This window comes from Stenotrophomonas cyclobalanopsidis (assembly GCF_008710035.1).
Taxonomy (GTDB): Bacteria; Pseudomonadota; Gammaproteobacteria; order Xanthomonadales; family Xanthomonadaceae; genus Stenotrophomonas; species Stenotrophomonas cyclobalanopsidis.
Genome location: NZ_VYKI01000008.1, coordinates 138,106 through 149,842, shown reverse-complemented (window position 1 = coordinate 149,842; position 11,737 = coordinate 138,106). Strand labels below are relative to the sequence as shown.

At 66.0% G+C, this 11,737-nt stretch carries 7 protein-coding genes; 1 reads left to right on the top strand and 6 read right to left on the bottom strand.

All coding sequences use genetic code 11. The features are described from left to right. Nucleotides 1-98: 98 nt before the first annotated feature. Nucleotides 99-308, bottom strand: a complete 210-nt coding sequence (locus FJU31_RS08860) for a hypothetical protein (protein WP_150454418.1) — start codon at nt 306-308, stop codon at nt 99-101. Between the two features lie 220 nt (nt 309-528). Here FJU31_RS08860 and FJU31_RS08855 point away from each other — a divergent pair, with 220 nt between their 5' ends. After that, nucleotides 529-3,615 carry a TonB-dependent receptor gene (locus FJU31_RS08855; RefSeq protein WP_150454417.1) on the top strand — a complete coding sequence of 1,029 codons (3,087 nt, stop codon included), beginning with the start codon at nt 529-531 and terminating at the stop codon, nt 3,613-3,615. Nucleotides 3,616-3,786: 171 nt separating this feature from the next. Here the strand turns inward: FJU31_RS08855 and FJU31_RS08850 are convergent, their stop codons facing one another. The 5 genes from FJU31_RS08850 to FJU31_RS08830 form a co-directional block, all read right to left on the bottom strand. After that, a complete protein-coding gene (locus FJU31_RS08850; RefSeq protein ID WP_150454416.1) occupies nt 3,787-6,747 on the bottom strand; it encodes a TonB-dependent receptor plug domain-containing protein in 2,961 nt (986 codons plus the stop codon). A 396-nt stretch (nt 6,748-7,143) separates the two neighbouring features. After that, entirely contained in the window at nt 7,144-7,881 is a 738-nt protein-coding gene (locus FJU31_RS08845; RefSeq protein ID WP_150454415.1) for a copper homeostasis protein CutC, read from the bottom strand. After that, entirely contained in the window at nt 7,878-8,876 is a 999-nt protein-coding gene (locus tag FJU31_RS08840; RefSeq protein ID WP_150454414.1) for a glycosylasparaginase, read from the bottom strand. Before FJU31_RS08840 ends, FJU31_RS08845 begins: the two co-directional genes overlap by 4 nt. A 59-nt stretch (nt 8,877-8,935) precedes the next feature. Then, nucleotides 8,936-9,979: a glucokinase gene (locus FJU31_RS08835; protein ID WP_150454413.1), complete on the bottom strand. Its 1,044-nt coding sequence runs from the start codon at nt 9,977-9,979 to the stop codon at nt 8,936-8,938. A gap of 107 nt (nt 9,980-10,086) precedes the next feature. Further along, complete coding sequence (locus FJU31_RS08830; protein ID WP_150454412.1) at nt 10,087-11,676, bottom strand: calcineurin-like phosphoesterase C-terminal domain-containing protein; 1,590 nt, start codon at nt 11,674-11,676, stop codon at nt 10,087-10,089. Between the last annotated feature and the right edge of the window lie 61 nt (nt 11,677-11,737).

Here is an 11,737-nt window from a genome sequence, read left to right as displayed (position 1 = left end):
TGTTCCACCCGTCACCTGGAAACTGTCGGGGGCGGTGCGGTGTGGGCTGGCAGGACCGTTGGCGCCATGGATGGCGCCATCGAGCCCCATGTACGGGTTTACGGCGTGTCCTGCCAGCCCACACCGACCCGCCCAACCAGCAGAAAGCCAGAGACGCCTTTGAAGTGGACGTTGCCGTGGCTTGCAGCAGGTGCAGGGCTGCAAGCCCTGCCGAACCACCCTCCCCTCTTGCGCATGTAAACGATTCCAGCGTCTTTCAGCGAATCATCATTCGGCAGACACGTCACTGCGATATTGCGCAGCAGCATGCGCAACCCTTCCAGCCGTGCTAAAAATCGCCCCGCCATCGCTTAGATCGATCCAAGCGAATTGAGGGGATGGCCCGGAGTTGGGGACCGGAACACGTACGTACCCGAGCAACAGCGCGCCGCACCAGGCAATCGCGCGGCTCAAGCTAAATCGGCATCACACATTAGATCGATTCAAGTTCCGCGTCAGTCACCGGATCAATCCAGGAGAGAGGGAGAGATGGCAATGAAGCATTCAACTCACAAGCACGGTCGCGACACCTTGTCGCTCGCCGTCGCGCTGGCCCTGGCCGCAGCCGTCGCGCCGGCCGGCGCCGCTGCCCAGCAGGCCACCGCACAGCCGACCACCGGCGGTACCGATGCCACCACCCTGGACAGCGTCCAGGTCACCGGCTACCGCTACGCGATCGAAAAGAGCCTGCAGCAGAAGCGTGATGCCAACGCCGTGGTCGAAGTGATCACCGCCGAGGACGTCGGCAAGTTCCCCGACAAGAACGTCGCCGATTCGCTGCAGCGCGTGCCCGGCGTGGTCATCACCCGCGATGGCGGTGAAGGCAAGAGCGTCAGCGTGCGCGGCCTCGATCCGGACCTGACCCTGACCCAGTTGAACGGCAACTACATCGCCACCTCCGAAACCAATGACGAGGCCAGCCGTTCGTTCAACTACACCCTGCTGCCGTCGAACATGCTGTCCAGCGCCGAGCTGTTCAAGTCACCGGAAGCGCGCATCGACGAAGGCGGCATCGGCGGCACGGTCATCCTGCACACCCGCCGTCCGCTGGAAATGGAGTCCAACTCCGGTTACGTAACCCTGGAGGGCGTCTCCTCCGATACCCACCAGGACGTCGACCCGCAGGCGTCGGCGCTGTACTCCTGGCACAGCAAGGACGAGCGCTTCGGCGTGCTGGTCGGCGTGACCCAGCAGAAGCGCACCAGCCGCACCATGGAGGCGAGCACCGAGAACTACCAGTGGTACGGCACCGATGTCGACGCCCGTGATGTCAACGGCAACACCCTTACCCAGGGCGGCATCAACTACTGGTGGGGCAACTCCGGCTTCAACGACCAGTTCGGGCGCAACTACAGCGATTTCTTCATGCCCACCTCGGTGAACTTCGCCGTGAAGGAGGAGAAGCGCGAGCGCAAGGGCGGCCAGTTCACGTTCCAGTTCAAGCCGGTCGACAACCTGACCCTGACCGCGAACTACTTCCGGTTCCAGCTGGACGGCGACTATTCGCAGAACATGCTGAAGGTTCCCGAGTGGAACATGGCGCGCTACAACGGCGACGGCAACTGGGCAGGCGGCCGCCTGCTCAACGGCCTGACCTTCGACCCCAGCGGCACCGTGGTCACCGGCGCGCAGTTCGAGAAGCTGCCGGGCAAAGCCTACTACTGCAGTGAAGACGAAGCCGCCGCCGCTGGCCTGGCCCCGGGTGGCTGGGGCCCGGACGACTGCACCATTCCGACCCCGCAGCTGACCGGTGGCTACAGTCGCGAAAAGGCGCTGTCGCAGACTGCGGACCTGACCATCGACTGGGACATCAGCCCGCTGTGGAAAGCCTCCTTCAGCGGTGGCCGCACCTGGTCCGAGGGTGGCCCGTCGATGAACTTCCGCATGTCGGCCAAGCCGCGCCGCCGCGTCAACGGCGTGTGGGAATCCGGCAACCAGTACACCGCGTGGGACCTGACCGGCACCCCGACGCTGACCGTCTCGCCGAACCTGCAGGAGGTGCTGATGAATGGCATCGCCGAGGTCGACACTGGCTCGACCGATTCGTCGTGGATGCAGACCGAAGTGAAGCAGAGTCACTTCCAGGCCGACGTCACCAAGATGTTTGAAAGCGGCTGGCTGGACTCGATCCAGTTCGGCGCCAAGTACCGCGACGGCAAGGTCCACCGCAACACCGGCAACACCTACTGGGTGTGCCAGGGCGCCGACCCGGCGGACTACGAGAGCCGCTACCAGGCGGGCTGCGACAACACGGCCGGCGTCGCCCAGCCGGGGTTCTTCCTGTCCAACCCGATCAGCGGCATCGCCGGCGGCTTCAACGCGAACGTGTTCCCGGGCATCAACTTCCCGGCCTACATCAATCACCTGAACAACACCTACGGCCAGTCGTACAACCGCGTCGAGGACGACTTCGTCTACAACGTCAACGAGAAGATCTACTCGGGCTACTTCCAGGCCAACTTCCGTACCGAGCGCCTGCGCGGCAACGTCGGCGTGCGCGTGGTGCGTACCGAGCAGTTCGCCCAGTCCAGCGATTCGATCGAGCGCTTCAACGACTACTTCCTGGACAACGCCTCCGGCGCACCGATGTCCTGCGATGATCCGGCGGCGGCGGCCTACCCGACCTACGGCTGCGAGAGCGGCTTCGTGCGCCTGCCCGACAACCTGGCCCGCGAGAAGACCTACGAGCTGATCGGTTCGGATCGCACCTACACCGACGTGCTGCCGAGCTTCAACATCGCCTGGGACATCACCGACACGCTGGTACTGCGTGGCGCGGCATCGAAGGTAGTGGCTCGCCCGAGCTACACCAGCATCGCCGCCCCCGGCAGCCTGAGCTACTACAGCCCCGAATACGTCAATGACCGCCGCGTGGCGGGTGGCGCACCGACCGAAGGCTGGGCAGGCAAGGGCAGCAACAAGAACCTGGAAGCCTTTGAAGCCACCCAGTACGACCTTGGCGTTGAGTGGTACTTCATGCCGGGCGCAGTGGCCGGCGTCGGCGTGTTCCGCAAGGACATCAGCAACTTCACCGTGCCGATCGTGCGTGACGTGCAGATGGAGGTCGGCGGCGAGATGGTGACGGTGCAGGACTACAGCACCCAGGCCAATGGCCGTGATGCGGTGTCGCAGGGCGTGGAAGTCTACGGCCAGTACACCTTCGACTTCGGCCTGGGCGTGCAGGCCAACTACACCTACAACGACACCAACCTGGCCTCGATCGAGCTCAACGGCGAGAACCTCGGCGCCTCGCCGCTGGTGGGCAGCGCCAAGAACCAGGCCAACCTGACGGTGTTCTACGAAACCGACCGGTTCCTGGCCCGTGCCTCGTACAACCGTCGTGGTGAAGTGGTCGGCGGCCTGGTCAACGGCATGACCCAGTACACCGAACCGTACGATCAGCTGGATCTGAACGTGGCCTACAACTTCACCGAAGCGCTGACCTTCACCGCCTCGGTGCTGAACGCCACCAAGTCGGAACAGCGCATCTACCTGGGCAACGACACCCAGTCCCGCCTGATCTCCAACCTGTACTCGGGCCGCCAGATCTACTTCGGCGCGACCTACAAGTTCTAAGCCGGAACAACGGTCCTCCACGGCAGCCACGCTTTTACAGGTGGCTGCCGTTTTCTGTGCGCGACCGCGGAAACGCGCCGTTGTAGAGCCGAGCCGATGCTCGGCTGCCGTTGTTCTGCGCAAAGCGCAGCCGAGCGTAGGCTCGGCTCTACAGGTTCAGGTTTCCTGCCATCAGAACGTGAACACATACTCCAGCGCGAACTCACGCCCCACCGCGCCCAGCAGGCGGGTTGGCGCGAAGTCGTAGTCCGCCTTGTAGGGATCCTTGTGGTTCCAGCTGGCGGCATTGAAGGCGTTGTTGACGTACGCGTTGATCTTCATGTGCTCGGTCACCTGGTAACCGACGTTGAAATTCCAGGTGATGAACGGCCCTACCCGGCCGTAGTAGCGGGAGGTCTGCTGCCCTGCATTGGGGTTGGGGTTGGCCGAGCCGTCGGGCCGGGTCAACGGCTCCAGGCAGTTCAACGAAGGGCTGTCGCTGGGCACATAGCCATCGGCAAACGGCAGGCAGCCACCGGGATTGTCCAGGCGGTCGGTGCCCCAGTGGTAACGCACGCCCGGCACTGAACCCACGCGGTCTGCGTAGACATTGGCGTTCCAGTTGCCATGCTGCCAACCCAGGCTGGCGCGCAGCTTGCTGCGCAGGTCGCGGTCGCGACGCTCGGGATTGGGATCCTTGGCGTAACGCTGCTCCTTGGTCGAGAGCTGGTTGGTGTAGTTCACCCCCAGCTGGAAGCTCCCCCACGCGGCGGTTTCCAGTCGGTAGCGCGCGGTCAGGTCAATGCCTCGGACCTCACGGCTGGCCAGGTTGAAGGGCCCGCGCTCGATGGAAACCAGGCGCCCATTGCTGTCGCGGTTCACTCGTGCAAGGATGCCGGCGCAGTATTCGCCACCGGCCGGGTTCGACCACGGCGTGCCGTCGATGTTCTTGCCGGTCAGGCAGCCGGCCTCACTGGCCAGCACTTCGTCGGCTCCCACGTCGACGATCATGTCCTGCAGCTTGATCGCCCAATAATCGGCACTTACCGACAGATTCGGCAGGACATCCCAGACAAAGCCGACGGTCCAGGAATCACCGGTTTCAGAACGCAGCAGCGGCGTGCCGCGGCGATTCACATCGAATGCGTACCAGACATCGGGATTGCCCGCGCCGCACTCGTTGACCAGGTAGGCACCACTTTCAATGCAGCGCAGGCGGTCGTAGGTCAGCACCTGCGAACTGCTGGGCTGGCCCAGCAGGTAATGCATGTCCGGGGCGTGGAAGCTGGTGGCATAGGAACCACGTACCAGCAGCGATTCGAACGGCCGCCATTCCAGGCCCGCATTCCAGGTGGTTTCCTTCTGGCTGCCGATGCTCACCGCGTCCGCGCTGTCGTCGGCCTTGTAGCTGCCATAGCGGTCGTAGCGCGCCGCGGCGGTAGCGATCAGGCTGTCGGCCAGTGGAATCTTGAACTCCACGCCTGCCGAATAGCGCGTGCGCTCGCCACCGCCACGATCGACGTTCTGCAGGTCGAAGTCGATGCCGGCGCGCGGGTCGGGGCTGAGGTGATAGCCCTGGCGCGCGACTTCCGCCACGGCCGCGAACGATACCGGGCCGGCCCAGCCCTGGAACAGTTCGCCGGTGATGTCCGCCGAAGCCTGGTTGACCCACGACGAGGCGCGGTTGCGCGCCACCGTGCCCATCTGCCAGTACTGATCGGGGGTGATCGGGTTCCACCAGCGCGATTCGTTCAAGGCGTAGATGGCTTCGCCGTCCGCCGTGGTTCCCAGCCGCGGGCCCAGGAAGAAGTCATACGATTTCTGCTCATCCACCACGTTCTGCCGCTCTTCCACGCGGTAGTAGGAACGCCCCGCCGACGCGCTCCAGTCGAAACGGTCAGCCAATCGACCGCGCAGGCCGGCGCTGACATCCCAGGACAATTCGCGGTTGGTATTGCGCAGGGTGTCCAGGCCACCCACTTCGTTGGGGGTGAACTGGCGCACGCCCAGAATCGGGCGATCGCGGTTGGCATCCCAGTAGTAGCCGTTGGCATCGTCGACGAGGGTGACACTCGGCGGATTGGTGCCCCACAGCGCTTCGGAACGGTACACGGCCAGATTGCTCCACGCCTGCAGATCGTTGCCGAAGTCGAACGTGGCATACAGGTTGCCGGCGAGGTTCTCCGAGCCACCCGTCAGCAGCCAGTTGGCGTAGTCGGCACTCATGCCGCACAGGCGCCCCGTGTTCGTCACGGTATTGGCGTTGTAGTTGTAGACCAGACGATCCGCGGTGTAGTACTCGCCGTCGAACTTCTCGCAGGTTCCAGTGGGGGGTGGCAGGCGCTCTCCGGTGCCGGGGTCGATGAGCGCCAGGCCGGCCGTGGGTCGGAAGCCAACCTTGCGCTGCTCCATGTTCCAGGACGGATACGGCGCATCGTCGGCATCGTCCATCTGCGTCCGGTCCCGGCCGAACAACGGATCGCGCTTGGTGTACTGCAGCGCATAGGTCACGCTCCAGTGATCGCCGGTCTTGCCGCCGGCCCAGGACAGATCCCAGGTGTCCCGGCCGCCTTCGGTGGACGTGCCACCGCGCACGCGCACTTCATCACCGTCGTAGTGGGTCTTGAGGATGACGTTGACCACCCCGGCGATTGCGTCCGAGCCGTAGATGGCCGAGGCGCCACCGGTCAGCACTTCGATGCGCTCCACCGCCGCGGCGGGAATGTTGCTGTAGTTGGAGAAGTTGGTCTCGCCACCATACGGCAGCGGGTAGTCGGCCACGCGCCGACCGTTGACCAGCAGCAGGGTCCGGTTCGGGCCCATGCCACGCAGGTTCAGGCCGCTGGCATTGGGCGTGTGCGATCCCCACTGCGACGCTGCTTCGACGGTGCCGGTTGCTTCGGTCAGCGTCTTCAACGCATCGTAGACAGTGACGAAGCCTTCCTTCTGGATCTGCTGGGCGGAGATCACGTTGACCGGGGCCGGGCCTTCGACACTGGCGCGCTTGATGCGCGAGCCGGTGACGGTGACCGCGTCCAGATCCTGGGTGGCGGACGCACTGTCGGCGTCCTGTGCACTGGCCGCCAGCGGCAGCAGGGCCAGAAACAGGGCCTGGGACAACAGATGACGACGGGTACGGACGAACTGAGCCATGGGCGGTTGCTCTTCGTTGGTGTGGGCGCGCGGATGCAAGAAACAGCGGCACTGCAGAGACGTCGACCCAGGGCACTTGCATCGATCCAGACCGGATCCGCGCCCTCCCCTGTGGATCGATCCAAACTAAAGCATGGCTGAACAAGTCTTGGCATCTCGCGGCGCAGCAATGCACACCACGCAGTCGTAAACGACCCATGTCTATCGAAGAATCAATGATTTGCGATGCACGGATGTGTGGTGACGGCGGAACGAGGTGACACGATCACGACATGCGCGCGCGGAATCGTGTCGTGGGCGCGGTGACCTGCGGCGCTGTAGAGCCGAGCCGGTGCTCGGCTGCTGTTGCTTGCCGCAAAAAGCAGGCGAGCGTGGGCTCGGCTCTACAGACGTTGGTCAGCGCGCGCCGTCCAGCGCCTTGCGCAATGCTGCCACAGTGGCAGTGCTGGTCTGGCTCCAGTCCGGGTCCAGGCCGCGCAGCACCGGGTTCTGGAATTGCATGCCCGAGCGCCGCAGGCCCTTGGCCGAGGCGTGCAGCTCGCTGCAGCCGGTGTGGCGGGCCACCGCGGCGATGTTGGCCGGGCCCAGGCCGGCACCGGCCATCACGCTGATGCGCCCCGCCGCCTGGGTGACCAGCGCGGCCAGCACCTTGCTGCCGACCTCGGCACTGACCTGCCCGCCCGACGTCAGCACACGCTGGCAGCCGAGGCCGATCACCTGCTCCAGTGCAGCGGACATATCGCGGGTCGCATCGAACGCGCGATGGAACGTGACCTGCAGCGGCCCGGCGGCCCGGACCAGCTCGCGGCACAGCGGCAGGTCGATGTCACCCTGTGCATCCAGCGCGCCTACCACCAATCCATCGCAGCCCAGTGCGCGGCACTGCGCGATGTCGCGCAGCATCAGCTCGGTTTCCAGTGCGTCGTAGTGGAAATCGCCGGCACGCGGACGCACCAGTACGAACAGCGGAATGGTCAGCCGCTCGCGGGCAATGGCAATGCTGGCAAAGGATGGCGTGGTTCCGCCCTCGGCGAGGTTGTCGAACAGTTCGATGCGATCGGCACCACCGGCCTGCGCGGCAAGCGCCGAGGCCACCGAATTGCTGGCGATCTCCAACCTCAGGCGCACACTCACGCCTGGGTGCTCAGGTAGATCGACGGCGAATCGCGCAGGTCGTCCTGGCGCTGCGCATCGCACACCGCGTAGACGAAGCCGCGATGCAACGCGTACGCGCCGACCTCGCCCTGCTTGTTCATCGCCAGGAAGCAGACCTGCAGCGTCTTGCTGGCTTCAGGGCGCTTGCGCACCACCCGGTCGATGGCCTCGCGGCAGGCCTGGGCCGGCGTGCGCCCCTGGCGCATCAGCTCGACCACCAGGAACGAGGCCGCGTTGCGGATCATCTCCTCGCCCACGCCCGAGGCCGTGGCCGCGCCGACCTCGTTGTCCACGTACAGGCCGGCGCCGATGATCGGGCTGTCACCCACGCGGCCGTGCAGCTTCCAGGCCATGCCACTGGTGGTGCAGGCGCCGGCGAGGTTTCCCTTGGCGTCCAGCGCCAGCATGCCGATGGTGTCGTGGTTGTCGCTGTTGCCGGGGATGCCGCGGCGCTCGGCGTTGATCTGCGGCTGGTACTTCCCGGTCTTCAGCCACTCGCGCCAGGCCGCCTCGGCCTGCGGCGTCAGCAGGTGCTGGCGCTCGAAGCCCTGCTGCACCGCGAACTGCTGCGCGCCCTCGCCCACCAGCAGCACGTGCGGGCTGTTCTCCATCACTTTGCGGGCCACCGATACCGGGTGCAGGATGTCCACCAGCGCGGCAACCGCGCCACAGCGGCCATCGCCGTCCATGATGCTGGCGTCCAGGCTCAGCACACCGTCGCGATCGGGATTGCCGCAATGGCCGACGGTGGGATTGCACAGCTCGCTCTCGGCCCAGCGCGCACCAGCTTCGACCGCGTCCAGCGCGCTGCCGCCGTTGGCGAGCACCTTCCACGCCGCCTGGTTGGCGGGAACGCCGAAATCCCAGGTTGAAACAACCTTCGCCCCGCCCTGCGCGCGCGCCTGGACGCCCGGCAATGCCGCCATGCCCACGGCCAGTGCTCCGGCCTGAAGGAACTGCCTGCGATCCACCATGTCCGCCTCCGTCGTCCGTTCGGCCGTTGGCAGCCTGCCGTCAGCCCTTGCTGTTGTTCTTACGCCGGCGTGCGTGCCGCGTGCCAGACCGCCGCGCCGAGTACGCCCAGCTGGCCGTGTTCGACGCGCCACACCGGCACCTGGCGCAGCACGTCGGTCAGCACGCCCTTGTTGAGGAAGCGCTCGCGGAAGCGGCCATCGGCGAGGAAATCCTGCACGTGCGCGGAGATGCCGCCGGCCAGATAGACCGAGCGCGCGCCCACGGCGATCGCCGCGTCGCCAGCCAGGCTGCCCAGCCATGCGCAGAACACCTGCAGGGTTTCCACTGCCAGCGGATCCTCGCCACTGCGCGCCGCGCCGATCAGCGCCTCGGTGCTGTGCCACTGCGGGGTCGCGCCGCGCAGTTCGCACAGGCACGGGTAAAGGTTCATCAGGCCACTGCCGGACAGCACGCGTTCGTTGTCCACGTGCGGCCAGCGCTGCAGCAGCTGGCCCAGCACCTGCAGCTCCAGCGCGTTGCCGGCGCCCAGCGCGGCGTGGCCGAGTTCGCTGGCCAGCACAGGGCGGTCACCATCGGCAAAGCGCAGCGCGGCGCCCAGGCCGGTCCCCGCACCCAGCACCAGCGCCGGGAACGCCTGCGCCGGATCGGCATCGCCGTTCAACGGCACCAGGGTGTCGGCCTGCAGGTAGGGAATGGCCAGCGCCACCGCTTCGAAATCGTTGATCAGCTGCAGTTCCTGCAGCCCGGACTGCTCGCGGGTGGTCGACAGCGAGACCGTCCATGGCAGGTTGGCGTTGATCAGGACGTCGCCATCGAGCAGACCGGCAATCGCCACCACGGCCGTGCTGACCGGCTGGTCGAGGCTGGCGGTGAAATCGGCGAGGATCGCGGCCAGGCTTGGATGATCGGCGCAGGCGTAGGTGCGGTAGCTGCCCAGTCGCGGGGTCTGCCCCGGCGTAGTCTCGGCCAGGGCCAGGCGAGCGAAGGTGCCGCCGACGTCGGCCACCACCAGGCTGCGCGGATCATTGCCGTGGGGGGCACCGCTGCCAGCGAAAGGGCTGGCCAGATCGGAAAGTACCGGGGACGCTGCTGCAACGTTCACACTGGCCTGCTTGAATCGATTGAATCGTGTCGATTCTCAGGCATTGAACGCGCTTTGCCAACGCTGCGGGACAGGGTGCAGCGAACCTGCACCCGGTCCGGCCTGGATCAGGGCTGGGCCGTCTGCAGGCTGTAGCGGGTGGTGGCGGTGAACACCGCGCCATCGGGCTGGGTCGAGCGCACCTCGACCTTGTGGCTGCCCACCTCAAGGTTGGTCGGCAGCGCGCCACGCCACAGGTGCGGCGATGCGGTCGCTTCCGGCGAACGATCATAGCCGCGCAGGGCGTCGGCCGTGTCATCGGCCACGTTCTCCACCAGCAGGCGCGGGTCGGGCTGGCTGACCTGCTTCATCGGCTGCCAGGCGCCGCCGTCGACGCGGAACTCGACCACGCTGGTGTCTTCGCCCATGTACACGTTGGCGTACACGCCCCATGCCGGGTAGGCCCCCTGGCGCAGCACCTTCGGCGCATGCAGGCCGATCTGGGCGCTGGCCGGGGCACCGGCCACGCGGTACTGCAGGCGGTAGCTGCCATTGCCGGCCACGTCCAGCAGCGCATAGCCCTTCGGCGTGCCATCGCTCATGGTGCTGTCCGGCACGCCCGCGGCATTCTTCACGCCCGACCAGAACGCGCCGCAGTTGGCACCGACGTTGTATTCGTGCAGCGGCTTCTCACCCTGCCAGCCCTCGTTCTTGCCGTGGTAGACGTGCTGCTGGGTGTGGCTGTGGCCGCTCAGCACAAGCACGTTGCGGAAGTCCTTGAGCAGGTCGAACAGGCGCTGGCGGTCAGCATGGCGGAAGGTCTCGCGACCCGGCGCAGCGTCGAACAGCGGGATGTGCATGCCCAGCACCAGCAGGCGGTCCTTGCGCAGGCCCTTCAGGTAGCCGGCCAAGAAGGCGAACTGGTCCTCGCGCAGGCCACCGACGTACTTCGGCTTGGCGTTGGGGTCGTAGACCACGTCGTCGAGGAACACGAAGCTGGCCCCGCCCTCTTCCACCGCGTAGGTGTCCGGGCCGTAGATGTTGCGCCAGCTGTCCAGCGAGTGGTCGTCGTTGGCGGCATCGACATCCAGGTCGTGGTTGCCCGGCACATGGAACCACGGCACGCCCAGTCCGGTGGTGACCTTGTTGATGGCCGGGTACAGGCTCAGGTCGTCGTTGACGATGTCGCCGAGGGTGGTACCCAGGCGCGCCTTGGTCTGGCCCACCAGCGGCGCTACGATGGACTGCTGGTAGTAGCCGATGTCCTTCAGACTTGCAGTCTGCGAATCGGTGAAGACCAGCATCTGGAAACCACGGCGGCTGTCGTGGCGATCGGACTGCAGGGCGAAATCCCAGCCACGATCGGCCGCGCCGGTGGCGGCGATGCCGCCGTACTTCAGCGCCGGTGAACCGTTCGGCCGATAGTGGCGCCAGAACGCAGGCAGACCATCGGCCGCCTTCGGGAAGCTGTAGGCATCGGGCTTGATAACGAACACGGTCTGCCCGTCGCGCACCGGCAGGCTGTAGCTGCCGTCGGCCGCGGTCTTGACGATGGTCTCGCCATTGGAGACCTGCACCCCGGCCAGGCCCGGATCGGTCGCGCCGCGACCGGGCTTGCCGTCGCGTTCGAGATAGACCTTGCCACTGACCACCGTGTCGGCGGCCCAGGCCGGCGAAGTCAGCAACAGGCAGCACAGCCAGGCGGCGGGCAGTTTCATGGGGGCGGTCCGGGAAAGAAAGACCGCCCATTGTAAATTCCGTTGATGACATCGCGCACGC